The organism is Pseudomonas sp. PGPPP4 (assembly GCF_002256045.1).
Lineage (GTDB): Bacteria > Pseudomonadota > Gammaproteobacteria > Pseudomonadales > Pseudomonadaceae > Chryseomonas > Chryseomonas oryzihabitans.
Genome location: NZ_NKID01000008.1, coordinates 49,842 through 75,117 on the forward strand (window position 1 = coordinate 49,842; position 25,276 = coordinate 75,117).

The 25,276-nt window shown below is 63.5% G+C and carries 25 protein-coding genes and 1 tRNA gene; 19 read left to right on the plus strand and 7 right to left on the minus strand.

Translation table 11 applies throughout. From position 1 onward, the window contains the following. Positions 1-2: 2 nt before the first annotated feature. Positions 3-1,328, minus strand: coding sequence for a TRZ/ATZ family hydrolase (locus CFE50_RS15140; protein WP_286734693.1), 1,326 nt, complete (start codon positions 1,326-1,328; stop codon positions 3-5). Between the two features lie 118 nt (positions 1,329-1,446). Between CFE50_RS15140 and mtnA the strand changes: the two genes are divergently transcribed. The 4 genes from mtnA to pheA all read left to right on the plus strand — a co-directional run bounded on the left by mtnA (position 1,447) and on the right by pheA (position 7,766). Next, positions 1,447-2,520 carry an S-methyl-5-thioribose-1-phosphate isomerase gene (gene mtnA, locus CFE50_RS15145; protein ID WP_007160468.1) on the plus strand — a complete coding sequence of 358 codons (1,074 nt, stop codon included), beginning with the start codon at positions 1,447-1,449 and terminating at the stop codon, positions 2,518-2,520. A 232-nt stretch (positions 2,521-2,752) separates the two neighbouring features. Then, positions 2,753-5,584 (plus strand): DNA gyrase subunit A, encoded by a 2,832-nt coding sequence (gyrA, locus tag CFE50_RS15150; protein ID WP_044340946.1) that lies wholly within the window; start codon positions 2,753-2,755, stop codon positions 5,582-5,584. Next, positions 5,584-6,669: a 3-phosphoserine/phosphohydroxythreonine transaminase gene (gene serC / locus CFE50_RS15155; RefSeq protein WP_007160466.1), complete on the plus strand. Its 1,086-nt coding sequence runs from the start codon at positions 5,584-5,586 to the stop codon at positions 6,667-6,669. Before gyrA ends, serC begins: the two co-directional genes overlap by 1 nt. Before the next feature lie 2 nt (positions 6,670-6,671). Then, complete coding sequence (gene pheA, locus CFE50_RS15160) at positions 6,672-7,766, plus strand: prephenate dehydratase (protein WP_027598051.1); 1,095 nt, start codon at positions 6,672-6,674, stop codon at positions 7,764-7,766. A gap of 24 nt (positions 7,767-7,790) precedes the next feature. On the opposite strand, the gene CFE50_RS15165 is transcribed toward pheA, so the two are convergent. Continuing rightward, the gene (locus tag CFE50_RS15165; protein ID WP_027598050.1) at positions 7,791-8,267 is read right to left on the minus strand and encodes a DUF4124 domain-containing protein; all 477 of its coding nucleotides are present in this window, start codon (positions 8,265-8,267) and stop codon (positions 7,791-7,793) included. 288 nt (positions 8,268-8,555) lie between these two features. Between CFE50_RS15165 and mgtE the strand changes: the two genes are divergently transcribed. Further along, complete coding sequence (gene mgtE / locus CFE50_RS15170) at positions 8,556-10,001, plus strand: magnesium transporter (RefSeq protein WP_186354089.1); 1,446 nt, start codon at positions 8,556-8,558, stop codon at positions 9,999-10,001. Between the two features lie 51 nt (positions 10,002-10,052). Here the strand turns inward: mgtE and CFE50_RS15175 are convergent, their stop codons facing one another. Then, positions 10,053-10,367, minus strand: coding sequence for an Arc family DNA-binding protein (locus tag CFE50_RS15175; protein ID WP_007160462.1), 315 nt, complete (start codon positions 10,365-10,367; stop codon positions 10,053-10,055). Between the two features lie 259 nt (positions 10,368-10,626). Here CFE50_RS15175 and CFE50_RS15180 point away from each other — a divergent pair. From CFE50_RS15180 to CFE50_RS15220, 9 genes are all read left to right on the plus strand, one after another. Further along, positions 10,627-10,703, plus strand: a tRNA-Arg gene (locus CFE50_RS15180). A 245-nt stretch (positions 10,704-10,948) separates the two neighbouring features. Beyond that, positions 10,949-11,971 carry a glycosyltransferase gene (locus CFE50_RS15185; RefSeq protein WP_027598048.1) on the plus strand — a complete coding sequence of 341 codons (1,023 nt, stop codon included), beginning with the start codon at positions 10,949-10,951 and terminating at the stop codon, positions 11,969-11,971. A gap of 47 nt (positions 11,972-12,018) precedes the next feature. Continuing rightward, positions 12,019-13,083 (plus strand): FAD-dependent oxidoreductase, encoded by a 1,065-nt coding sequence (locus CFE50_RS15190; RefSeq protein ID WP_502694705.1) that lies wholly within the window; start codon positions 12,019-12,021, stop codon positions 13,081-13,083. Beyond that, positions 13,064-14,695, plus strand: a complete 1,632-nt coding sequence (locus CFE50_RS15195; protein WP_286734702.1) for a hypothetical protein — start codon at positions 13,064-13,066, stop codon at positions 14,693-14,695. The genes CFE50_RS15190 and CFE50_RS15195 overlap by 20 nt, the downstream gene beginning before the upstream one ends. Positions 14,696-14,700: 5 nt before the next feature. Next, positions 14,701-15,489, plus strand: a complete 789-nt coding sequence (locus CFE50_RS15200) for an NAD-dependent epimerase/dehydratase family protein (protein WP_037007070.1) — start codon at positions 14,701-14,703, stop codon at positions 15,487-15,489. Next, positions 15,489-16,322, plus strand: a complete 834-nt coding sequence (locus CFE50_RS15205; RefSeq protein WP_074584330.1) for a sugar phosphate isomerase/epimerase family protein — start codon at positions 15,489-15,491, stop codon at positions 16,320-16,322. The genes CFE50_RS15200 and CFE50_RS15205 overlap by 1 nt, the downstream gene beginning before the upstream one ends. Next, entirely contained in the window at positions 16,319-16,675 is a 357-nt protein-coding gene (locus CFE50_RS15210; RefSeq protein ID WP_007160456.1) for an SMR family transporter, read from the plus strand. Before CFE50_RS15205 ends, CFE50_RS15210 begins: the two co-directional genes overlap by 4 nt. A 13-nt stretch (positions 16,676-16,688) precedes the next feature. Next, the gene (locus CFE50_RS15215; RefSeq protein ID WP_027598042.1) at positions 16,689-17,537 is read left to right on the plus strand and encodes a glycosyltransferase family 2 protein; all 849 of its coding nucleotides are present in this window, start codon (positions 16,689-16,691) and stop codon (positions 17,535-17,537) included. A 44-nt stretch (positions 17,538-17,581) separates the two neighbouring features. Next, a complete protein-coding gene (locus tag CFE50_RS15220) occupies positions 17,582-18,937 on the plus strand; it encodes an MFS transporter (RefSeq protein ID WP_169853490.1) in 1,356 nt (451 codons plus the stop codon). Between the two features lie 42 nt (positions 18,938-18,979). Here the strand turns inward: CFE50_RS15220 and CFE50_RS15225 are convergent, their stop codons facing one another. The 4 genes from CFE50_RS15225 to flgA all read right to left on the minus strand — a co-directional run bounded on the left by CFE50_RS15225 (position 18,980) and on the right by flgA (position 21,483). Then, positions 18,980-19,714, minus strand: a complete 735-nt coding sequence (locus tag CFE50_RS15225; RefSeq protein ID WP_169853491.1) for a flagellar brake protein — start codon at positions 19,712-19,714, stop codon at positions 18,980-18,982. 90 nt (positions 19,715-19,804) lie between these two features. Continuing rightward, positions 19,805-20,275 carry a flagella synthesis protein FlgN gene (locus tag CFE50_RS15230; protein ID WP_169853492.1) on the minus strand — a complete coding sequence of 157 codons (471 nt, stop codon included), beginning with the start codon at positions 20,273-20,275 and terminating at the stop codon, positions 19,805-19,807. Between the two features lie 54 nt (positions 20,276-20,329). Continuing rightward, positions 20,330-20,641 (minus strand): flagellar biosynthesis anti-sigma factor FlgM, encoded by a 312-nt coding sequence (gene flgM, locus CFE50_RS15235; protein WP_169853493.1) that lies wholly within the window; start codon positions 20,639-20,641, stop codon positions 20,330-20,332. 164 nt (positions 20,642-20,805) lie between these two features. After that, positions 20,806-21,483 (minus strand): flagellar basal body P-ring formation chaperone FlgA, encoded by a 678-nt coding sequence (gene flgA, locus CFE50_RS15240; RefSeq protein ID WP_262378007.1) that lies wholly within the window; start codon positions 21,481-21,483, stop codon positions 20,806-20,808. A gap of 150 nt (positions 21,484-21,633) precedes the next feature. Between flgA and CFE50_RS15245 the strand changes: the two genes are divergently transcribed. From CFE50_RS15245 to CFE50_RS15265, 5 genes are all read left to right on the plus strand, one after another. After that, positions 21,634-22,566, plus strand: coding sequence for a chemotaxis protein CheV (locus CFE50_RS15245; protein ID WP_007160449.1), 933 nt, complete (start codon positions 21,634-21,636; stop codon positions 22,564-22,566). 42 nt (positions 22,567-22,608) lie between these two features. After that, positions 22,609-23,436: a protein-glutamate O-methyltransferase CheR gene (cheR, locus tag CFE50_RS15250; RefSeq protein ID WP_169853494.1), complete on the plus strand. Its 828-nt coding sequence runs from the start codon at positions 22,609-22,611 to the stop codon at positions 23,434-23,436. A gap of 222 nt (positions 23,437-23,658) precedes the next feature. Continuing rightward, positions 23,659-24,081, plus strand: a complete 423-nt coding sequence (gene flgB / locus CFE50_RS15255; RefSeq protein WP_169853495.1) for a flagellar basal body rod protein FlgB — start codon at positions 23,659-23,661, stop codon at positions 24,079-24,081. Between the two features lie 2 nt (positions 24,082-24,083). After that, positions 24,084-24,521 carry a flagellar basal body rod protein FlgC gene (flgC, locus tag CFE50_RS15260; protein ID WP_145008909.1) on the plus strand — a complete coding sequence of 146 codons (438 nt, stop codon included), beginning with the start codon at positions 24,084-24,086 and terminating at the stop codon, positions 24,519-24,521. A gap of 16 nt (positions 24,522-24,537) precedes the next feature. Further along, the gene (locus tag CFE50_RS15265; protein ID WP_169853496.1) at positions 24,538-25,266 is read left to right on the plus strand and encodes a flagellar hook assembly protein FlgD; all 729 of its coding nucleotides are present in this window, start codon (positions 24,538-24,540) and stop codon (positions 25,264-25,266) included. Positions 25,267-25,276: the final 10 nt, after the last annotated feature.

Below are 25,276 nucleotides of genomic sequence, written 5' to 3' on the forward strand. Positions count from 1 at the left end.
CGTCAGGCGCCCTGCTGGATACGGGTGGCCCACTGCTGCGCATTGGCTATGAGTTCGGCCTCGTCCAGGCGCACGAGTTCGCTCTGGCGCAGCAGCGGCACGCCGCCGACCCAGACGTCGCTGACGCGTTCGCGGCCGGTGGCATAGATGAGTTGCGAAACGGGGTCGTAGAGCGGCTGCTGGGCGAGGCCGCTGAGGTCGACGGCGGTCAGGTCGGCGGCCTTGCCGACTTCCAGCGAACCCAGGCAGCGCTCCAGCCCCAGGGCGCGGGCACCGTTCAGGGTGGCCAGGCGCAGCGCACGGTGGGCATCGAGGGCGGTGGCCGAGCCGGCGACGGCCTTGGCCAGCAGGGCGGCGGTGCGGGTCTCGCCGAGCAGATCGAGGTCGTTGTTGCTGGCCGCGCCGTCGGTGCCGATGGCGACGTTCACGCCGGCCTGCCAGAGCCGCTCCACCGGGCAGAAGCCGCTGGCCAGCTTGAGATTGGATTCGGGACTGTGGATGACATGGCTGTTGGTCTCGACCAGGTTTTCCAGATCCTCGTCATCCACCTGGGTCATGTGCACCGCCTGGAAGCGCGGCCCGAGCAGACCCAGTCGCCGTAGCCGGCTGAGCGGCCGCTCACCGGTCTGCTGCAGCGCCTGCTCCACCTCGAAGGCGGTCTCGTGGACATGCATCTGGATCGGTGCCTGCAGTTGCTCGGCCAGGACCAGGATCTGTTCGAGCTTGGCGTCGGCCACGGTATAGGGCGCATGGGGGCCGAAGGCCACGCTGATGCGCTCGTGCAGCTTCATGTCGTCGAACAGTTCCAGGCCACGGCGGATCATGTCGTCCGCGGTGCGGGCGCCGGGAATGGGGAAGTCGAGGATCGGCAGGCAGACCTGGGCGCGCACCCCGGTGCGATGGATCGCCTCGCAGGCCACCTGGGGGTAGAAATACATGTCCGAGAAGCAGGTGATGCCGCCACGGATCTGCTCGGCGATGGCCAGGGTGGTGCCGTCGCGGACGAAGTCCTCGTCGACCCAGCGCCCTTCGGCGGGCCAGATGTGATCCTGCAGCCAGGTCTGCAGCGGCAGGTCGTCGGCCATGCCGCGAAACAGGGTCATGGCGGCGTGACCATGGGCGTTGATCAGCCCGGGGATCAGCACCTTGCCCGGCAGCTCCAGGGTCTCCTTGGCCGGCTGACGCAGGGCCTCGCTACGCGGCGCGAGCAGGGCGATGCAGCCGTCGCGCACGCCCAGGGCGTAATCGCGCAGGACTACTCCGGCAGGCTCCACCGGCACGATCCAGCTGGGGAGCAACAAGAGGTCCAGGGGCGCGGGGGTGGGCATCGGCGGCGGTTCCAAGAGGGGCGAGCCGGCAGTATAGCGGTCCTTGCGGCGCTACCGCTAAATCCGCACGCCGATGCCGGTATACTGGCGGGCTACAGATTCAGGTCGAGGAGAGATCATGCGAGAGCGTCTGCTGGCGGCGGAAAAGATCAAGGCGATCGAATGGCGGGACGGTGCCCTGCACCTGCTCGACCAGCGCCTGTTGCCGCTGCGCGAACACTGGGTCGCCTGTCACAGCGCCGCCGAGGTGGCCCAGGCCATCCGCGACATGCTGGTACGCGGCGCGCCGGCCATCGGCATCAGCGCCGCCTATGGCGTGGTGCTGGGTGCTCGGCAACGTGCCGCGGCGGGTGAGGACTGGCAAGCCACCGTCAGTGCCGACTTCGAACTGCTGGCCGCGTCGCGTCCCACCGCCGTCAATCTGTTCTGGGCGCTCAACCGGATGCGCGAGCGCCTGACGCGCATGGCCGGGGAGGGTGCCCTGGCGGCGCTGGAAGCCGAGGCGGTGGCCATCCACCTGAGCGATCGCGAGGCCAACCTGACCATGGCGCAGCTGGGCGTCGAGCTGATCCGCAAGCACGACGCCAGCAAGCAGACCTTCCTTACCCACTGCAACACTGGCGCCCTGGCCACCGGCGGCTTCGGCACCGCCCTGGGCGTCCTGCGCGCCGCGCACCTGGACGGCCTGGTGGAATGTGTCCATGCCGACGAGACCCGCCCCTGGCTGCAGGGCTCGCGCCTGACCGCCTGGGAGCTGGCCGGCGAGGGCATTCCGGTCAGTCTCAACGCCGATGCCGCCGCCGCTCACCTGATGAAGACGCGCAACGTCGCCTGGGTGATCGTCGGCGCCGATCGGATCACCGCCAACGGCGACGTGGCCAACAAGATCGGCACCTACAACCTGGCGGTCATCGCCATGCACCACGGCGTGCGCTTCATGGTGGTGGCGCCCAGCTCCACCATCGACATGAATCTGGCGTCCGGTGACGACATCCCCATCGAGGAGCGCGCCGGTCACGAGTTGCTGGAAGCCGGAGGCCAGCGCATCGCCGCCGAGGTCGAGGCCTTCAATCCGGTGTTCGACGTGACCCCGGCCGATCTCATCGACGCCATCGTCACCGAGCGCGGGGTGGTGGAGCGTCCGGACGCCAAGAAGATGGCCGAGCTGATGAATCGGCGCCGCCTGCATTGAGGTGATCGCCAGGGGCGGATACATCCCTGAATGTGTTAGAATTTCGCTCTTTGCACAGGCTTTGTTCGAAAGCCCTCGGCAGGCGGCGATGCAGTGCTGAAAACCGGCTGGAGCGCCTTCGCGCCGCCGGTGGCAGGCGCCGCCAGACGGGCTTTCGCCTCTCCTATATCAGGCTCGGCCGACATGCGGACGAGCCCTAGCGCTTTTCAGATCAGAAGGAACCAGGCTTCTCATGGGTGAACTGGCCAAAGAAATCCTCCCGGTCAATATCGAAGACGAATTGCGGCAGTCGTATCTCGACTACGCGATGAGCGTCATCGTCGGCCGGGCCCTGCCGGATGTGCGCGACGGCCTCAAGCCGGTGCACCGGCGCGTGCTCTACGCCATGAGCGAGCTGGGCAACGACTGGAACAAGCCGTACAAGAAATCCGCCCGTGTGGTGGGTGACGTCATCGGTAAGTACCACCCCCACGGCGACACCGCCGTCTACGACACCATCGTGCGGATGGCCCAGCCCTTCTCGCTGCGCTACATGCTGGTGGATGGTCAGGGCAACTTCGGGTCGGTCGACGGCGACAACGCCGCGGCCATGCGATACACCGAAGTGCGGATGTCCAAGCTCGCCCACGAACTGCTGGCCGACCTGGACAAGGAAACCGTCGACTGGGTGCCCAACTACGACGGCACCGAGCAGATCCCGGCGGTAATGCCCACGCGCATCCCCAACCTGCTGGTCAACGGTTCCAGCGGCATCGCGGTCGGCATGGCCACCAACATCCCGCCGCACAACCTCGGCGAGGTCATCGATGGCTGCCTGGCGCTGATCGAGAACAGCGAGCTGACCGTCGACGACCTGATGCAGTACATCCCCGGTCCGGACTTCCCGACCGCGGGCATCATCAACGGTCGCGCCGGCATCATCGAGGCCTATCGCACCGGTCGTGGCCGCATCTACGTGCGGGCCCGCGCCGAAGTCGAGGACATCGACAAGAGCGCCAATCGCCAGCAGATCGTCATCACCGAGCTGCCCTACCAGCTCAACAAGGCACGGCTGATCGAGAAGATCGCCGAGTTGGTGAAAGAGAAGAAGATCGAAGGCATCACCGAGCTGCGCGACGAGTCCGACAAGGACGGCATGCGCGTGGTCATCGAGCTGCGTCGCGGCGAGACCCCCGAGGTGGTGCTCAACAATCTCTACGCTCAGACCCAGCTGCAGACGGTGTTCGGCATCAACGTGGTGGCCCTGCTCGACGGCCAGCCGCGGACCCTGAACCTCAAGGAACTGCTGGAAGCCTTCATTCGCCACCGTCGCGAAGTGGTGACCCGGCGCACCGTCTACGAACTGCGCAAGGCGCGCGAGCGTGGCCACATCCTCGAAGGCCAGGCGGTCGCCCTGTCCAACATCGATCCGGTCATCGAGCTGATCAAGAGCTCGCCGACCCCGGCCGAAGCCAAGGAGCGCCTGATCGCCACGCCCTGGGAATCCAGCGCGGTACGCGAGATGGTCGAGCGCGCCGGCGCCGACTCCTGCCGTCCGGACGACCTGCCCGAGCAATACGGCCTGCACGAGGGCAAGTATCACCTCTCGCCCGAGCAGGCCCAGGCCATCCTGGATCTGCGTCTGCACCGCCTGACCGGCCTGGAGCACGAGAAGCTCATCGCCGAGTACCAGGAGATCCTGCAGCAGATCGGCGAGCTGATCCGCATCCTCACCAATCCCGAGCGGCTGATGGAAGTCATCCGCGAGGAGCTGGAGAAGGTCAAGGCCGAGTTCGGCGACAAGCGTCGCACCGAGATCATCGCCTCCCAGGTGGACCTGACCATCGCCGACCTCATCACCGAGGAAGACCGCGTCGTCACCATCTCCCATGGCGGCTACGCCAAGTCCCAGCCGCTGCATGCCTACCAGGCCCAGCGCCGGGGCGGTCGCGGCCGCTCGGCCTCGGCGGTCAAGGAAGAGGACTACATCGAACACCTGCTGGTCGCCAACAGCCATACCACCCTGCTGCTGTTCTCCAGCCTGGGCAAGGTCTACTGGAAGCGCACCTACGAGATCCCCGAGGCCTCCCGCGCCGCCCGTGGCCGTCCGCTGGTCAACCTGCTGCCGCTGGCCGAAGGCGAGCGCATCACCGCCATGCTGCCGGTCGATCTGGAAGCCATACGTCAGCAGGCGCCGGCCGGTGACGAGGACCTGGGCGAGCAGGACGACAACCTGGACATCGAAGACGCCGTGCTGGTGGAAGACGATGTCGAAAGCGAAGGCGAAGAGGGCGAACTCCTCGATGCCGACCAGGACGAGCCCACCGGCGCCTACATCTTCATGGCCACCCGCAACGGCACCGTGAAGAAGACCCCGCTGGTGCAGTTCAGCCGTCCGCGCAGCAACGGCCTGATCGCGCTGAAGCTGGAAGAGGGCGACAGCCTGATCGCCGCCGCCATCACCGATGGGGCCCGCGAGGTCATGCTGTTCTCCGACGGTGGCAAGGTCATCCGCTTCAAGGAACGCCATGTGCGCACCATGGGCCGTACCGCCCGCGGCGTGCGGGGCATGCGTCTGGCCGAGAACCAGCGGCTGATCTCCATGCTGATCCCCGAGCCGGGCGCCGAGATCCTCACCGCCAGCCTCAACGGCTTCGGCAAGCGCACCGCCATGGCCGAATACCCGCAGCGTGGTCGTGGCGGCCAGGGCGTGATCGCCATGGTCATCAACGAGCGCAACGGCCCCCTGATCGGCGCCATCCAGGTGCTGGACGGCGAGGAGATCATGCTGATCTCCGACCAGGGCACCCTGGTGCGGACGCCGGTCGAGGGCATCTCCCGTACCGGCCGCAACACCCAGGGCGTCACCCTCATCAAGCTCGGCAAGGGCGAGAAGCTGGTGGGCCTGGAGCGGGTGCAGGAGCCTTCGGTGGACGAAGAGCTGCTGGATCACGAAGCCGAGCTCGACGACGAGGTGCTCGACAAGGAATTGCCGGTCGACAGTCACGAACCCGACCAGGACGATGTGCTGCCCGGTGCCAGCGACGTGCCGAGCGATGATCTGCCCAACGAGGATGACGAGTGATGAGCAAGCGTGCCTACAACTTCTGCGCCGGCCCGGCGGCCCTGCCTGAAGCTGTGCTGCGCCAGGCCCAGGCCGATCTGCTGGATTGGCAGGGCCGTGGCCTGTCGGTGATGGAGATGAGCCACCGCGGTGAAGACTTCACCGCCATCTCGAACCAGGCCGAGGCCGACCTGCGCGAGTTGCTGGCCATCCCCAGCAACTACAAGGTGCTGTTCCTGCAGGGCGGCGCCAGTCTGCAATTCGCCCAGCTGGCGATGAACCTGATGCCCGAGGGCGGCAAGGCCGACTACATCGACACCGGCATCTGGTCGCGCAAGGCCATCGAGCAGGCGCGGCACTATGGCACCGTCAACGTCGCCGCCAGTTCCAAGGGCTACGATTACTTCGCCATTCCGGGGCAGCACGAATGGCAGCTGTCCAAGGACGCCGCCTACGTCCACTACACCCCCAACGAAACCATCGGCGGTCTGGAGTTCGACTGGATTCCGGACGTAGGTGACGTACCCCTGGTGGCGGATGCCTCTTCCGACATCCTCTCGCGCCCGCTGGACGTCTCGCGTTTCGGGCTGATCTACGCCGGCGCGCAGAAGAACATCGGGCCCAGCGGCCTGGTGGTGGTGATCGTCCGCGAAGACCTGCTGGGTCGCGCCCGCGCCGCCTGCCCGACGCTGCTCGACTACAAGGTCGAGGCCGACAACGGCTCCATGTACAACACCCCGGCCACCTTCTCCTGGTACCTGTCGGGCCTGGTGTTCAAGTGGCTGAAGGAGCAGGGCGGTCTGCCCGCCATGGAGCGCCTGAATCGCCAGAAGAAGGAGCTGCTGTACGGCTTCATCGACGCCAGCGACTTCTACAGCAACCCCATCGCCAAGAACGACCGCTCCTGGATGAACGTGCCCTTCCGCCTGGCGGACGAGCGCCTCGACAAGGCCTTCCTCGAGGGCGCCGAAGCGCGCGGTCTGCTGTATCTGCAGGGCCATCGTTCGGTGGGGGGCATGCGCGCCTCCATCTATAACGCCGTGACCCTGGAAGCCGTCCAGGCGCTGGTGACCTATCTGGCCGAATTCGAGAAGGAGCACGGCTGATCATGTCCGAACACGAGCTCAAGGCCCTGCGCCTGCGTATCGACAGTCTGGACGAACGTATCCAGGAGCTGATCAGCGAACGTGCCCGCTGCGCCCAGGACGTGGCCCGGGTCAAGATGGGAACGCTGGCGGAGGGCGAAAAGCCCGTGTTCTACCGGCCCGAGCGCGAGGCCCAGGTGCTCAAGCGGGTGATGGAGCGCAACGGCGGTCCGGTCCGTGACGAAGACATGGCGCGACTGTTCCGCGAGATCATGTCCTGCTGCCTGGCCCTGGAAGAGCCGTTGCACGTGGCCTACCTCGGCCCGGAAGGTACCTTCTCCCAGGCCGCGGCGCTCAAGCACTTCGGCAAGGCCGTGGTGACCCGGCCCATGGCGGCCATCGACGAGGTCTTCCGCGAGGTTGCCGCCGGCGCCTCCAACTTCGGCGTGGTGCCGGTGGAAAACTCCACCGAAGGGGCGGTCAACCACACCCTGGACAGCTTCCTCGAGCACAACCTGTCGATCTGCGGGGAGGTGGAGCTGCGCATCCACCACCACCTGCTGATCGGCGAGAATACCAAGGCCGACAGCATCACCCGCATCTATTCCCACGCCCAGTCGCTGGCCCAGTGCCGCAAGTGGCTGGACTCCTACTACCCCAGCGTCGAGCGGGTGGCGGTGGCCAGCAATGCCGAAGCGGCGCGGCGGGTGAAGGGGGAGTGGAACAGCGCGGCCATCGCCGGCGACATGGCGGCCTCGCTCTATGGCCTGACCCCGGTGCAGCAGAAGATCGAGGATCGCCCGGACAACTCCACGCGCTTCCTCATCATCGGCAACCAGGAGGTGCCGCCCAGCGGCGACGACAAGACCTCCATCATCGTCTCCATGCAGAACAAGCCGGGTGCCCTGCACGAGCTGCTGCTGCCGTTCCACACCAACAACATCGACCTCAGCCGGATCGAGACGCGGCCCTCGCGCAGCGGCAAGTGGACCTATGTCTTCTTCATCGATTTCCTCGGCCACCAGGCCGATCCGCTGATCCGCGACGTGCTGGAGCGCCTGTCCACCAGCGCCGTGGCGCTCAAGGTCCTCGGCTCCTACCCCCGCGCCGTGCTCTGACGCGGTGCCAGCCGGTTGCGGGCGTCAGCGTCGACGCACGCAACCCTTGTCGTCGAAGGTCACCAGGCGCGAGCGTTCCTTGCGCTGGCGCGCCTCGTAGTGATAGCGAGTCAGGGCGTCCAGCTGGGAGATCCGCTGCGGTGGTCCCAGGGCGTTCTCCACGTCCGCCCGGCTCATGCCGACCCTGACCTGTCCCCGGATGATCGCCTGCCGCCTTTCGCTGGGGTTGAGCAGATCACCGCACCCATCCGTTCTGGCTGCCACCACTGTTGGTGGGCGTTGCGCCTCCTTGCGCGGAGGGGCCTTGGGTTTCGCCATCAGCGTGGGCCTGGCGCCGCCCGGGCGGGGATTGTCCGCGCGTTGCAGGCGGCTGTCGCTGTCCGAAGCACAGCCGCTGGTGGAAAAGGTGAGGTGGCCGGCGGCATCTTCGCAACGATAGACCGTGGCCGCCTGGGCAGAAGCGCAGCCCAGCAACAGGCCGAGCACGACGAGCTTCTTCATGGGACGTCCTCCTTGACGTAGCGCTCAAGCTTAGCGGGTTAACGACCGCGGGACGAGCGTTGCAAGCGCGGCTTCGATACCGGCCCAGAGCCCTTGCAAATAGCTGTTTTGAAAACCTTTTGCGTTCGCACCCGTAACCGGTCCGGTGTATCATCCCCGCCGTCAGCCCCGCCGGGGCAGTGGTCATCCCCCCTTATGGACTTACCCAGTCAACACTCAATCGCCTTTTTCGTCCCGTTGTTGAGATAGGGTTCGTCGGTGCGCTCCGCCGGCGGGCCGGAGTGCGCTATGACCGTAGTGAACGAAGCAGAAATCAGAAAGCCCCACGAGACGCTGCAGGAGCGTCTCGCCCAGGTCGTCGAGTTGCTGGAGCGCTACGACCTCGCCGTCGAGGCGCGTGAAGACCACGATCGCGCCCCCGTATCCCCCGCCGATATCCCCGAAGAGGGCCTCGAAGAGCTGCGTGCCCGGCTGGACGAGCTGCACCCGGCCGACGTCGCCTTCATCCTCGAAGCCCTGCCGCAGGAAGACCGCCTGACCGTCTGGGGGCTGGTCAAGACCGAGCGTGACGGCGAGATCCTGCTGGAGGTCTCGGACGCCGTCCGTGAAACGCTGATCGCCGACATGGACGATCAGGAAATCCTCGCGGTGGCCGGTCAGCTCGACGCCGACGAGCTCGCCGACCTGGCGCCGGACCTGCCGCGCGACGTCGTCCATGAACTGATGGAGGCCCTCGACGCCCAGCAGCGCGAGCGGGTGCGCTCCGCCCTGTCCTACGAAGAGGACCAGGTGGGCGCGCTGATGGACTTCGAGATGGTGACCATCCGCGATGACGTCGCCCTGGAAGTGGTGCTGCGTTATCTCCGCCGGCTGAAAGAGTTGCCCGACCACACCGACAAGCTGTTCGTGGTCGACAACGACAGCATCCTCAAGGGGGTGCTGCCGATCAAGCGACTGCTGGTCAACGATCCGGAAAAGCTGGTGGTCGAAGTCATGGCGAAGGAGGCGGTGGCCTTCCATCCGGACGGCGACGCCTATGACGCGGCCCAGGCGTTCGAACGCTACGACCTGGTTTCGGCGCCGGTGGTGGACAAGAACGGCAAGCTGATCGGCCGTCTCACCATCGACGAGATGGTCGACCTGATCCGCGAGGAAAGCGAAAGCGAAGTCCTCAACATGGCTGGTCTGCGCGAAGACGAAGACGTCTTCGCCTCGGTGTGGAAATCGGTGGGCAACCGCTGGACCTGGCTGGCCACCAACCTCATCACGGCCTTCATCGCCTCGCGGGTCATCGGCCTGTTCGAGGGCTCGATCGAGAAACTGGTGGCCCTGGCCGCGCTCATGCCCATCGTCGCCGGCATTGGCGGCAACTCGGGCAACCAGGCCATCACCATGATCGTGCGCGCCATGGCGCTGGGGCAGATCAGCGTGACCAGCACCGCTCGCCTGCTGCGCAAGGAGATGGGCGTCGCCCTGTGCAACGGCGTCATCTGGGGTGGGGTGATCGGGCTGGTGGCCTTCTATCTCTACAGCAGCTGGTCCCTGGGCCTGGTGATGATGGGGGCCATGACCCTGAATCTGCTGCTGGCGGCGTTCATGGGCGTGCTGATTCCCATGACCCTGCAGCGCTTCGGTCGCGACCCGGCCATGGGGTCGAGCGTCCTGATCACCGCGGTCACCGACAGCGGCGGCTTCTTCATCTTCTTGGGACTCGCCACCCTGTTCCTGATGTAGGGCAGGGCAGGGTGCAGCGGGCTGCCCAGGCGCAGGGCAGCCCGGACGCCGTCAGGATGCGGCGTCGATGTCGTGGGCGATCAGCGAGATCAGGGCGTTCTGCTGGCGACCCGACAGTTGCCGAAAGCGCTGCAGCAACTCCCGCTCGCTGGCGGTGATCTCCGGACTGTCCAGGCGAAGCCCGGGTTCGTCCCCAAGGGCGCCCTCTTGCTGCAAGCTCTGCTCGAGACGCGCGATGATTTCGGAGTTCATGCTGCGATGATGGTTGCGGGCCACATCCGCGATGCGCTCTCGCATGCCCTCGGGCAGACGCACGACGAATTTGTCAGCGGTACGGCTTGAGTAGGATCTAATGGCCTGGGTCATTGAGGTACTTCATCTGGAGTCAAAAATCAGTGAAGGCATAAGCCCTCGTCTCGTTCCGCTAGCACTCACGGCACCTTGGACTCTGTAACCACCTGTCCCTAGGTATCTGTTTTTATTGACGTCAATTTACCGACGTACAGAACAAATTGCAAAGCTGCCGAAGAACTTCCTGCCTGTGCCGCCCCGTGCGCAGTGTCGCGCTGCCTGAACCGGAACATGACAAACCTTCCGCTGCTCGTTACCATGAGCGCCCTTTCCTGTCCCAGTAGCTCAATTGGATAGAGCATCCCCCTCCTAAGGGGAAGGTTGGTGGTTCGACCCCACTCTGGGACACCAGATTCCTTTCCAGAACCTCTCCTCGCGATCCGACGCCTTCAACTGCCCTTGCCGAACCGTTACAGCAGTTTGGAGGATAGGGCAAAAACGGCGACCTTGTCCGACTTCCAAGCTCTTCCAGTGGCGATTTGTGGCTGTGATCACAGCATAGAGCAGCAGACAAAAACCTGCCGAATTTATCTGTACTCTCCGTTGGCTAACCGTCTGCATTGCTTGTATCTGGAGCGCCTCTGGAGGTTCGCGTCATGGCCTTTTATCCCGTCCTACTTTCAGTCGTGTTCGTTGTGCGTAATCAGGCTACCGAGTTGCAGAGCGTCCTCGAGCGCGCGGCAACTGTTATCGGTCCCTTGGTAAGTGACTACGAACTTATCATTGTCGACAACGCCTCTTCTGATGACAGCGTAGCTCGATTGAAGCAACTCACCAGCATCAATGGCCTGCCCAATCTGCAGGTATATGCCCTGACCAAGGAAGTGGACTCCGATACCGCCGCCTGGGTTGGACTGGAGAATGCGCTGGGAGACTTCGCGGTCGTCATAGATCCGGAAACCGATGACATCGCCTTCTTGCCCGACATGTTGCAACAGGCTGCGGGTGGCATCGACGTGGTGTTCGCCAACAATCAGCAGAAAGTTCGGCAGACCCTGTCCTACAGTCTTTGCTCCAAGGGCTTCAACAGTCTCTACAAGCAGTTCAACGGCGTCGATCTGGCCAAGGATGCGCCTCAGTACCGGATGCTCAGCAAGAAGGTCATCAATTACATCCTGCGCCACCCCGCGCCGGCGCTGACCTATCGCCATCTGCCGGCGACGGCGGGCTTCTCGCGGATCAATCTCGAATACAGCATGCCGCCGCGCAGCACCAAGCCCAAGCGTTTGTCCGGCAGCTTCGATCGCGGTGCCCGGCTGCTGGTGTCCTCCACCCGCAAGCCCATGCGCATGGTCAGTTTCCTGTCCATCGTCGGGGCCCTGTCCAATCTGCTCTATTCGATCTACGTCATCGCCATCGGCCTGTTCAAGGATGACGTCGCGCCAGGTTGGGTGACGATTTCATTACAGCAGTCCGGCATGTTCTTTCTCATTTCGCTGGTCCTGCTGGTGCTCGGCGAATATGTCCTGCAGTTGACCCACAGAGTCAACGAAGGGCCGCTCTATCATGTCGCCCAGGAGTTCACGAGTGCGGTCATGACGCGCCGTGACAAGCTCAATGTCGAAGTAGTGCAGGGCGGCAATGCCGCAAGGCCGGCCACTCAATCCGGCATGGCCTGACGATCATGAGAGATGCGATCGTCATAGGTGGCGGATTTTACGGGGCCATGACGGCCCTGTATCTCATGCGCGTGAGAGGCTTTGCGAAAGTCACTCTGGTCGAGCGGGAAGACGGGCTGTTGAAGCGCGCCTCTTATCACAATCAGGCGCGCGTCCATAACGGTTATCACTATCCCCGCAGTTTCGTCACGGCCTTTCGCAGTCGAGTCAACTTGCCGCGCTTCTTGCGCGATTATCCGGATGTGGTGGTGCGCGACTTCACCAAGTTGTATGCCATTGCCCGCAACAACTCCAAGGTCACGGCCAAACAGTTCGAACGCTTCTGTCAGGGGATCGAGGCGTCGCTGCAACCGGCGTCCGAGGAATTAAGTCGATTGTTCGACGATCGACTGATCGAGGCGGTTTATCTCACCGAGGAATATGCCTTCAACTCCGCCGTACTCGCCGCTGAAGTGAGTCGCGAACTGGATGCCGTCGGCGTCGAGTTGCGCTTCAAGAGTCGCGTGACGGCGATCCGCGGCGAACGCGGCGGCCTGGGGGTCGACGTGGTGGACGAAGCCGGCGGCCAGGAGGAGATGCAGTGCCGCTATCTCTTCAACTGCACCTACAGCGGCCTCAACCAGTACGGTGGCGATTTCCCCGGGACCGCCACCCGGCTGCGTCACGAAATCACCGAGATGGCGCTGGTGGAGATGCCTCCGGAACTGCGCAACCTCGGGGTGACGGTCATGGACGGTCCGTTCTTTTCCATGATGCCGTTCCCGGCCCGGGGTCTGCACACCCTGTCCCATGTGCGCTACACCCCGCACCTGAACTGGGAAGACGCCAATGGCACCGATCCCTATGCGCTGCTGGACGGCTATGACCGCGCCTCGCGGGCGGACTGGATGGTGCGCGACGTGGCCCGCTACATGTCGGCAGCGGCGCGGGTGGAGTACCGGGATTCGCTGTTCGAAGTGAAGACCATTCTGATGAAGAACGAAGGCGACGACGGCCGTCCCATCCTCTTCGAACAACATCCCCAACTGCCCGGCTGCTATTCGATGCTGGGTGGCAAGATCGACAACATTTTCGATGCCCTGGAGCGCCTCGATGCCGAACCCTTCCACTGAAGCGACACCCAGGGGGGTGTCCGGCGTCGCCGGCTTCATCAGCGTTCTGGTCTTTTCCATCATCAATTTCTTTCTGTTCGGCAAGGGCGTCATCCTCGATCCCTTCCACCAGGGGGAGTATTTCGCCACATTGCCGACGCTGCTGCACAGTCAGCCGGGCGCCCATGCCTTCACCATCCATGGTGGCCTGGATTTCATCCCGGTATGGCTGGCGGAGACCTGGTTCGGCGCCCAGCACACCTTCCTGGTGACCCAGATCCTCTATGGACTGTGCAACACCGGTGCGGCACTGCTGCTCTGGGGAACGGCCGTGTTGCTGTGCCCGGTGCCCAAGGGCCGCGCGCGCCTGATCCTGCTGGTCGCCGTGGGCGCCGTGGCGACCCAGGTGGTGGGCTATCGCGATCTCTTCCTGCTGCTGTCGCTGTTTCTCTTCTGCCTGCATCGCAAGGTGGAGACCACGCCGCGGCGACTGCTGTGCGAGGTGTTGCTGGGCCTGGCGGCCGGCTTCAACCTGTTCTGGTCCTATGACCGCGGCATCGCCGGGGTGCTGGCCATCGGCTCGGCGGTACTGCTCACGCTGCTCCTGCAGCGGCGGCATGTCCTGTCTCTGCTGAGCTTCGTGGCGACTGTCGGCTGGCTTGGCTTTGGTACCGATTTCTTCGCCCTGACCGATTACGTCAAGAACCTGACCTTCCTCCTGGAGACCTCGTCCCAGTGGGGCTACGGGCTGAGTGCCCGGCCGCTGGCGCTGAGCCTGCTGCTGGCGGTGCCCACGGCCCTGGCAGGTTTCGCCCTGATCCGTTGTCTGCCCTGGCCATGGCGCTGGAGCGAGGACCTGCCACTGATCGGTGCCCTGGCCGTGCTGCTCGCGATCTTCTTCAAGATCGGGGTCAATCGCGCGGACTTTCAGCACATCCAGATGGGTTTCTGGGTCCCCCTGCTAAGTCTGCTCTATGCCGCCCGGCGGCAGCGCCTGGCGCGCAACGGCGGCTGGGATATCTCGGCCCACCCGCGCGCGGCCGCCGCGGCCATTGCCGCTGCCGTGCTGCTGGGGCTGGTCGGACTTAATCCCTCGCCGTTCTTCGCGGTGCTGCTGGCGGGAGCACTGCTGGCCTTCAGTCGGCGGCTGCTGGTGCCGGCCCTGGCGGCGCTGCTGGTGCTGCTCGCCGCCTTCAACTTCTACAAGTCGCCGGTGGAGCGGGTGTGGGCCCAGGGGCTCGCCTGGGTACCAGAGCTGGCCGCCTTGCCGGATGACGCCGCCCTGGCAACGCCCGGAGTGCAATGGGCCTCGCAGCGCCTGCTGGAGAGCGGCGCCCACTGTGTGTTCGACCTGGCCAACAACGGGGTCATCAACGGGGTGACCGATCTGCCGGCCTGTACCAAGTACATCTATCCGGTCTATGCCACGCCGCCCTACGAGGCCGATCTGCTCAGCGATCTGCAGCATGCCGATCCGCCGGCGGTGGTGTATTCGACGACCTTCTGGTCATTCAACCTGAACAACATTTCCATGCACGACAAGTTTCCACGACTCAAGGCCTACCTGGACGAGCGTTATCCCGTCGAGGAGTGCCAACCGGACTATTGCCTGAGATTCAAGACCAAGGGGTGAGCAACATGAAGACCGACGCATTGATAGGGTACAGCGGCTTCGTGGGGTCGACGCTGCTCAAGCAGAAGGCCTTCGGCGCGCTGTTTCGCTCCACCAATATCGACCAGATCGGCGACCAGCCCTATGGCCAGGTCATCTGCGCCGGTGCCCCCGCCCAGAAGTGGATCGCCAATCGCGATCCCGAGGCCGATCGCCAGAAGATCGATGGCCTGATCGGTCATCTGTCGCGGATCCAGTGCGATTCCTTCGTGCTGATCAGCACCGTGGACGTCTTCAAGCAGCCGCTCGGGGTGGATGAGACCACCGCGGTGGACGAAGAGGGCCTGCACGCCTACGGCGCCAATCGCTATCGACTGGAGCAGTTCGTCCGGGAGCATTTCGCCAATGCCCTGATCGTCCGCCTGCCTGGCCTGGTCGGTCCCGGCCTGCGCAAGAACGTGATCTATGACCTGCTCAACGACAACAACCTGCACGCCGTGGAAAGTCGCGGCGTCTTCCAGTTCTATCCGATGGTCAATCTCGGCTATGACATCCAGACCGCCCAGGCCGCCGGGCTGGACCTGGTGCACCTGACCGCCGAGCCCATCAGCGTGGCGGACATCGCCCGCCAGGGCTTCGGACGCGACTTCGGCAACACCCTGGAGGGTACGCCGGCGCGCTACGATTTTCGCAGCGTGCATGCCGAGGTCTTCGGCGGGCGTGACGGCTACCAGTACAGCGCCCGCGATACCCTGCTGGCCGTGCGCGCCTATGCCCAGTCGGAACCTCCGGTCATCAAGGCGGAGGGTCAGTGATGCGCATCGCCATCTCCAATATCGCCTGGGATCCGACCGATGACGCCATGGTCGCCGAGATCCTGCAGCAATACCGGGTCGATGCCATCGACATCGCGCCCGGCAAGTACTTCGCCGATCCCAAGACGGCCACCGCCCAGGACATCCAGGCGGTGCGTCAGCAGTGGCAGGCCCGTGGCATCGAGATCACCGGCATGCAGGCCCTGCTGTTCGGCACCACCGGACTCAATGTCTTTGGCGCCAACGACATCCAGCACGCGCTGCTGGCGCAGCTGGAGGGCGTCTGCCGGGTCGCCGAGGGACTGGGTGCGACGCGTCTGGTGTTCGGCTCGCCGCGCAATCGCGATCGCTCGGGCTTGAGTGACGACCAGGCCCTGGCACAGGCACGGGATTTCTTCCGCCGTCTGGGCGATGTGGCCGCGACCCATGGCGTGCAGATCTGTCTGGAGCCGAATCCGCCCCGCTATGGCGCCAACTTCATGATCGACAGCGACTCCACCGCCGCCGTGGTGCGGGCGGTCGAGCATCCGGCGATCCGCATGCAACTCGATACCGGCGCCCTGACCATCAACGAGGAAGATGCCGCTCGCGTGCTCGAAGAGCATGCCGAGCTGATCGGTCACGTCCATGCCAGCGAGCCGGACCTGGTGACCTTGGGGGAGGGCGGTACCAACCACGAGGGCATCGCCTTCGCCCTGACCCGCCGCCTGCCGGAACAGGTCGTCAGCATCGAGATGCTGCCAGCCAAGCAGGGCTCCAACCTGGCCGCGCTGGAGCGGGGCGTCCAGGTCGCGGTCAAGGCCTATCGAGACCTGCCGGAGGCTGCCGCATGAAGTGGCTGATCCTGATCCTGGGCATCGCGTCCAATGCCTCGGCGAGCGTGCTGGTGAAACTGGCCATGCTGCCGCCGCGGCGTTTTCCCAGCCTGAGCGATCCCATGGGCGCGCTGGCCAACTGGCCGTTCTGGCTCGGGCTGTTCATGTATGGCCTGGCCTTTCTGCTGTATGCCGCCGCCCTCGCCAAGCTGCCGCTGAACGTGGCGCATCCGGTGCTGACGGCCGGCGCCATCGCCAGCGTCGCACTGCTGTCAGTGGTGATCTTTCGCGAAGCCTTTCCCTGGACCACGGCGGCAGGCATCGTCCTGATCATCGCCGGCGTCGCCCTCATCACGGCCCGTGTCGGTTGAACCTGGAGGACCTATGACTACTGCAATTCCCGCCACCGAGCGCGCCCTCTGGCAGGTGCCCAGCTATTCGACGACCTTCTGGAACGGCCGTAGCCGCCCGCACTGCGTGGTGATTCCGGTCATCAACGAAGGCGAGCGCATTCTCAACCTCCTGCGGCGCATGGCGGCGGTCAGGATCGCCGACATCGCCGATGTCATCATCGTCGACGGCGGCAGCACCGATGGCTCGCTGGAGCCGCAACGGCTGCAGGAACTGGGCGTCCGCGGGCTGCTGGTCAAGACCGCGCCGGGCAAGCTGAGCGCCCAGCTGCGCTGCGCCTATGCCTTCGTCCTCGACGAGGGTTACACCGGCATCGTGACCATCGACGGCAACGACAAGGACGATCCGGACGCCATCCCGCGCTTCATCGAAGCCATCGAGCAGGGTTACGATTTTGTCCAGGCCTCGCGCTTTTTGGCCGGCGGCGTGGCGGAGAACACCCCCAAGTCCCGTGACTTCGCCATTCGCTTCATCCATGCCCCCATGCTGAGCCTGGCCTCGGGTTTCCACTGGACCGACACCACCCAGGGTTTCCGCGCCTACAGCCGGGCCATGCTGCTGGATCCGCGCGTGGCACCGTTCCGCGACGAGTTCACCACCTACGAGTTGCTGGCCTATCTGTCCTACCGGGTACCGAAATTGGGCTATCGCTGCGTGGAACTCCCCACCGTGCGGCGCTATCCGAAGGGCGAGGTACCCACCAAGATCAGCAGCGTCAGAGGTAATCTGTCGGTGTTGCAGGTACTGATGAAGGCCTGTGCAGGCCACTACAACCCACGCCTGGGCGAGGATGCCCAGTTGGCAGCGCAACGACGAAGCTGATCCCGTCGCGCTCGCCTGATGCGCAAGAGACGATGGAGTAGGCAATGGTGCGTGTGCTGTCGGCGTTTCGCGGGCTCTATTTCGCGACGCTGTTGATGTTGATCGGGACCGGTCTGCTGAGTACCTATCTAGGCCTGCGACTGGCCGCCGATCAGGTGCAGGGACTCTGGGTCGGCGCTCTGACCGCCGCCTATTACGCAGGACTGGTGATAGGCGGCAAGCTGGGGCATCGGCTGATCGCCAAGGTTGGCCATATCCGCGCCTATGTGACCTGTGCCGGGGTGGTCGGCGCCGCGGTACTGGGCATCGGCCTGCTGCCCTGGTTGCCGGTGTGGCTGGCGCTCAGGGTACTGATCGGCATGGGCATGATGTGCCAGTACATGGTGCTGGAAAGCTGGCTCAACGAGCAGGCTGGCCCTGGCGAGCGGGGCAAGGTCTTTTCCGGCTACATGACCGCCTCCTACCTTGGCCTGGCGCTGGGGCAGGTGGTGCTGGTGCTCTCGCCCGATCTCGGCGTCGACAAGCTGATGCTGGTCGCCATCTGCTATGCCCTGTGTCTGGTGCCAGTAGCGGTCACCGGCAAGATCCACCCGGCGCCGCTCAAGCCGGCGCCGCTGGAACCCACGTTCTTCATCCAGCGGATTCCGCAGTCGTTGACGACGACCCTGGTTGCCGGACTGGTGATCGGCTCCTTCTATGGCCTGGCGCCGCTCTATGCCAGCGCCCAGGGCCTGCCCACCGAGCGCATCGGCCTGTTCATGGCCTGCTGCATCTTCGCCGGACTGATCACCCAGTGGCCGATCGGCTGGCTCTCGGATCGGCATGATCGCAGCTGGCTGATCCGCGTGGTCGCCATCGCCCTGACCCTCGCCGCCCTGCCGTTGGCCGTGCTGCCCCATGTGCCGCCGGTGGTGCTGCTACCCCTCGGCCTCATCGCCAGCCTGCTGCAGTTCGTGCTCTATCCGCTGGCGGTGGCGCTGTCCAATGACCATATCGAAGGGGAGCGACGGGTCTCCCTGAGTGCCATGCTGCTGGTGACCTTTGGCATCGGCGCCTGTATCGGTCCGCTGGTGGTGGGTGCGCTGATGAATCTGGTCGGGCCCAATATGCTCTATGCCTTCGTCGTCCTCTGCGGGGCGATCCTGATCTGGCGCATCCGGCCGGATGCAGTCACGGGCAAGCACCTGGTCGACGAGGCGCCCTTGAGCCATGTGCAGATGCCCGAAGGGTCGACCAGTTCGCCGCTGGCAGCCGCGCTGGATCCACGGGTCGATAGCCAGGTGGTACACGACCAGATGCATACTGATCCGATCGTGGGGGAGGAACGTGCCGAGGAGGGGACACCTCTGCAGGAAGAGATCGAGTTTCCCCAGAATCCGCCTGAATCAAAGGCGACCTGAGAGTTGGAGGAGGGCGCCCAGCAGCCGTGGGCGCCCGATCGGTCACTCGAACCGGCGATTTTCTCGCTGCAGCTGGTAGATGAAGCGCTCGACCTGGCGCTGGGCTGCGCCACTGAGGTTGTCGAAGCAGACGCCCACGTCGCTGTATTCCAGGCGGTCCGGACAGGCCACGTGGCGGATGGTCACCGGCGTGTTGATGGCGCCTATGGGCAACTCGGCGGTAAAGCTCTGGACCCGCTGCCCGGGTTGCAGCAAGTGGGTCACGTTGCCGGGAAAGCGTAGCTTGCAGCCCGTGGCCGACAGGTCGATCAGTTGGCCACGCAGCTGGATTTGGCTGTTGCCCTGACTCAACTCGGCTGTCGCCGGCTGGGTCAGCAGCAGCTTGACCCGATAGGCATTGCGCCGCTGGTGATAGGTGAGCTCAGTGGGCAGGCCGATCCAATAGCAGCGGTTGCCGTCCAGTTCGCTGAACTCGACCGGCTGATCGATCTGCCAGGTGACCTTGATGCCTTCGTGGAAGCTGTCCACCCGAAACGCCTGGCCCTGTTCGAGCAGGCGTTCGGCTTCGCGTGGGATGAACTCGTCCAGCGCGATCAGTCCCTTGGCTTCGTCGATTTCGACGACGAAGCTCTGGAATTGCTGCCCCTGACGATTGAAGGTGATCCGCAGTGGAATGTGCTGCTGTTGCGCCGGCCGCAGGCAGGCCAGGATCTCGCCCTTTGAGCGATAGACCTGGGGTGGCTGAGCGGCATTGTCGCTAGCGGAAGAACCTTGCACCTGGAAACTCCTGTAAACAGCGGTCAGCAAAGATACTGGCTAACTGCCATCTGTAAAGCGAAAAACGCGTTGGCGTGACTATGTCTGTGCTCAGGCCGAGCTCAGCGGGCGCTGATAGCCGCTGCGGGTCTGGCTGCCGCGACTGTTGTAGAGCGTAGGCGCCGAGCTGCTGCCCTGCAGGAGATTGAGCACCCGCGACGTGCCTATCTGGCTGGCCTGGATAATCTGGCCATTACGGACGTTGCGCTGCTTGCAGGCCTCGATCAGCTCGCTCAGGCGCGCGGAAGCCGCCAGCAGTGCCTGGCCTTCGTCCTGGCTGGCGGCGTAAAGCTGCAAGCCGGCGAGGTCATTGCTCAGGCCTGCCGAGCGAAGCAGAGTAGAGCGGTGCTGGGCATGCTGATCGAGTTGCTTGAGCAGGATCTGCTTGCCGCCGAGCATACTTTCCAGCGCGACAAGGTCGCGTTGCGCGAGGGCCTGAAACTCCTCTTCGAGGAGCGCCAGCAGCTGGTCGGCGAGCTCGACGTCGGTAAGGGTAATGGTAAGGAGAGGCGTGGCGGGCATGGCTCGGAATCTCTTGGTTAATGTTTCTCACCAGGTCCGCCCGACGCCACTGCCTCAGGACTCGAAGGCGAGCAGCTTGTCGGCGACCTTTTGGCTATCGACTTTATAGGAGCCATCGGCGATAGCCTGCTTCAGGCGACTGACCTTGTCACTGTCGACCACTGGCAGATCCTTCAGCCCGGCGGTCAAGGAATTCAGCTGCTGAGCCGCGGGGCTCAGATTTACCGATTCACCTGACTTTTGGCTGGTGGCTGTGGAGGTGACATCCTTGCTTTCCAGGCTGACACCGTCTTTCGGGGCCGAGGTGCTACGGGTGCTGATGCCTGACGTCGACGTCGAGTTCAGGCGATTGATATCTATAGCCATTCGTGAAATTCCTCGGGATGTATCGCTCACATGTCCGGTTTATCGGCCCGCTGGGCGGAAACTTTAGCCGTAGACCTGCGCAACGGTTCACATCTTTGGACAGGATCTCTTTTAGTCGTTCCAAGCGCTTGAATGACTAGAAGTTACTCCTTTATCACGTCGAGCTAAAGAGCGACCTCCACTTGACCCTGATCGACCACGCGCCCTCGGATCACCCGGTTGGAGCTCAGATTACGGATGCGGATCTCCTCGTCCTTGGCACCGTCGGCGAGGGCTTCGCCCTGCATGCGAATGCTGAAGGACGAGGTGCGGGCATTAATGACGACCTGTTCGCCCTTGTGAACAAGTTCGGCCTGTTCAAGATAGGCCGGTGCCAGGGGCTGATCACTCATCACCTGGCGCTTCAGCTTGGCGCCGAGCACCGTCTCCAGGCTGGTCAGGTAGCCCTGGCTAAGGGTGCCAACGTCGCGCTCCACCAGCGCCACGTTGCTGTTGTCTAGTAGGGCTCCGCGCATCAGGGGCTGGAGGGCGACAACTACCGGTCGGTATAGCTTGACCTGGGCGGGTACGAATACGGTCCATGGACTGGAGCCCTCGCAGCGAACCTTGATGCTGATACGACCGATGGGAGTCGGGTCGCCCTGCTGGATAAGCGTCAGAGGTTTGTCGCACTCTGCCAGGCGCAAGCGCGGGTCGATCGCCTTAACCTGAGTTTCGTGGCGTGCGTTGAGGCTGGTATCGAGCAAATATTCCTGTACGCGTTCCTCAAGAAAACTTTCGACAGCGCCGATAAGTTCATCAGGTGAGGTGTAGGCGTCTTCCGCGAAGACCCTACTTTGCATACAGCAGAGTAAGGTCAGGAGGCCAAGGGCTAGTCTTCGAGCTAGAGTCATGGTCGGAAACACGTCGCTGCGATCTTTGTGATAAACCCATAAGCAAGCCCCGTGCCGCGTTGCGATAACCCGTTCCCGGGCATTCAAAGGAGTCATCTAATGGCTGGTGTATTGGACGCAGTCAACCAACGTACCCAACTGGTGGGCCAGAACCGTCTGGAGCTGCTCCTGTTCCGCCTGGACGGCTCGCAGCTCTATGGCATCAACGTCTTCAAGGTGAAGGAGGTGCTGCAGTGCCCCAAACTCACCGTGATGCCGAAATCGAGTCCGGTGGTACGGGGCGTGGCCAGCATTCGCGGCGGCACCTTTCCCATCATCGACCTGGCCATGGCCACCGGTCGCCGTGGACTGGAAGACATCAACAACTGCTTCGTGATCATCACCGAGTACAACACCAAGGTGCAGGGCTTTCTGGTGCGCTCGGTGGAGCGGATCGTCAACATGAACTGGGAAGGCATCAACCCGCCGCCCAAGGGCACTGGTCGTGATCACTACCTGACCGCCGTTACCCGGGTCGACAACCAGCTCGTCGAGATCATCGACGTGGAAAAGATCCTGTCCGAAGTCGCACCGTCCGTCGAGACCGTGTCGGCCGGCGTCATCAGCGAAGTGGTACAGGCCAAGGCCGTCACCAAGCGCGTCCTGATCGTTGACGACTCCTCGGTGGCCCGCAAGCAGGTGAGTCGCTGCCTGGAAACCGTCGGGGTAGAGGTTATCTCCCTCAACGACGGCCGCCAGGCCCTGAATTACCTCCAGGCCATGGTGGCCGAAGGCAAGCGTCCGGAAGAGGAATTGCTGATGATCATTTCCGACATCGAGATGCCGGAAATGGATGGCTACACCCTGACGGCGGAAATCCGTCATGATTCGCGGATGCAGAAAGTGCATATACTGCTGCATACCTCCTTGTCCGGCGTCTTCAACCAGGCGATGGTCAAGAAGGTCGGTGCGGACGACTTCCTGGCCAAGTTCCGCCCCGATGATCTTGCCTCCCGGGTAGCCGAGCGCATCAACGCGGTCGACAGTCACTAGGTGAAGGCGTCTCTATCCCGGTATCCAGAAGGCGGAGCGGCAGTGTCAGCAGTCAACGCGGATTTTGTGCTTTTTCGTGATTTCCTCGAGAAATCCAGCGGGATCCTGCTCGGTGACAACAAGCAGTACCTCGTCTCCAGTCGGCTCAACAAGCTGATGGAGACCGAGGGGATCAAGACGTTGTCGGAGTTGGTGCAGCGCATCCAGATGCAGCCCCGAGGCGGGTTGCGGGAAAAGGTCATCGATGCGATGACGACCAACGAAACCCTCTGGTTTCGCGATACCTATCCCTTCGAGGTGCTCAAGAACCGCCTCTTGCCGGAGTTGACCAAGAACACCTTCGGCCAGCGCCTGCGGGTCTGGTCGGCGGCCTGCTCTTCGGGTCAGGAACCCTATTCGCTGTCCATGACCATGGACGAATTCGAGCGGAGCGCGGCAGGGCAGGGGCGTAGCGGCATGCAGATCGTGGCGACCGACCTGTCCGGCGCCATTCTCACTGCGGCCAAGTCCGGCGAGTACGATTCGCTGGCGATCGGCCGAGGGCTGTCCCAGGAGCGGCTGCAGCGCTACTTCGACGTGCAGCAGCCGGGGCGCTGGGCGGTCAAGCCGGCGATTCGCAGCCGCATCGAATTCCGTGCGCTAAATCTGCTGGACAGCTATGCCAGCCTCGGCAAGTTCGACATGGTGTTCTGCCGCAACGTGCTCATCTACTTCTCTGCCGAGGTGAAGAAGGACATCCTCACGCGCATCCACGGCACCCTCAAGCCGGGCGGCTATCTGTTCCTGGGCGCCTCCGAGGCGCTCAATGGCCTGCCGGATCTCTATCAGATGGTGCAGTGCAATCCGGGCATCATCTACAAGGCCAAATAGGCCGGTCGATGGACACCCCAAGGGCAGACCCAGGTCTGCCCTTTCTTTTGCGCCAAAGTTTTGCCGCCTTAGCCTCGGGGCCTGGCAAGGACGGCGGAAAAACCTTGCCGCTTGCCGTCGTTCTGACTGCCACCTTGCGCTAAGCCCTTGATTTAGATGGATGCTGGAGGCTGGCACGGGCCTTGCTAAATCGTTTGCAAGCCACGTCAAAGGTCTCTCGACATGAGCATCAGTTTCGAAAAGGCACTCGGGTTGCACGAGCAGGCGCTAAATTTCCGTTCGCAGCGCGCCGAGGTGTTGGGCAACAATCTGGCCAATGCCGATACCCCTGGTTACAAGGCACGGGACTTGGATTTCAGTGCCGTGATGGCGGAGCAGGCAGCCAAGAGCGCTTCGGGGGCTTCCGGCCACTATCAGCTGGAAACCACCAACAGCCGCCATATCGCTGCCGAAGGCTTCGACATGAGCATGGGCGACTCGGCGTTGAAATATCGCATCCCCACTCAGCCCTCGGTCGACCAGAACACCGTGGATGCCCAGGTAGAGCAGGCCAATTACGCGGAGAACGCCATGAACTTCCAGGCCAGCTTCACGCTGCTTAATAGCAAGTTCAAGGGGCTGATGTCGGCCATCAAGGGAGAATAACCATGTCCCTGAGTTCGTTGTTCAACATCGCCGGTAGCGCGATGAGCGCCCAGAACGTCCGCCTCAACACTGTGGCCAGCAACATGGCCAACGCCGAGTCGGTCGCCTCCAGCGTCGACCAGACCTACAAGGCTCGCCATCCGGTGTTCGCTGCCCAGCTCAGCGAGGCCCAGGGCGGTTCCTCGCTGTTTGATGACCAGGGCCAGGCCGGGGTCGGGGTGGAGGTCAAGGGCATCGTCGAGGACCAGAGCGAGGTGCAGAAGCGCTACGAGCCCCATCATCCTATGGCGGACAAGGACGGTTACGTCTACTACCCAAACGTGAACGTGGTGGAGGAAATGGCTGACATGATCTCGGCCAGTCGCGCCTTCCAGACCAATGCGGAAATGATGAATACCGCCAAACAGATGATGCAGAAGGTGCTGACCCTTGGTCAGTGATCGCTAGGGAGTCGACATGACCACCACTTCTTCCACCACCAATAACAGTTCGCTGCTGTCATCCGTGCTGTCCAATAGCAAGGTGTCGAGCACGAGCAGCAGTTCGGCCTCGAGCGGTACCTCTTCTGGCTCGAGTAGTACCAGTAGTCTGGGGAAGGATGACTTCCTCCAATTACTGGTTACTCAGCTCAACAACCAGAATCCTTTGGATCCTCAGGACAATACCGAGTTCGTCGCCCAGCTGGCCCAATTTAGTAGCGTCGAGTCGCTTCAGAATCTCAATACGTCTGTTGACTCCATAATCAGCAACTACAACTCCTCGCAGGCGCTGCAGGCCTCGTCTCTGGTGGGGCGCTCGGTGATCGCCGCCGGCAGCACGGCAGTGGTCGACACCTCCACGGGCATGACCGGTAGCGTTGTGCTGCCCTCATCCGGAAGCAATGTGGCCGTGGGTGTGTACGACAGCTCGGGATCTCTGGTCGACACCATCAATCTGAGCGCGACCAGCGCCGGAACCCATTCCTTCACTTGGGATGGCAAGAATGGCGATGGCACCACCCAGGCTTCCGGCACTTACACCTTCAAGGCCACAGCCAGCATTGAAGGTACCGCCACTGCGCTGACCACCAACCTCCCCAATACGGTGAGCAGCGTGACCATGGGCAGTACCGGCAGTGAAATGACGCTCAATCTAGCCGACGGAAGCAGTGTTGCTCTGTCGAAAGTAACCACTATAGGCCAGTGAGCCGGCATCG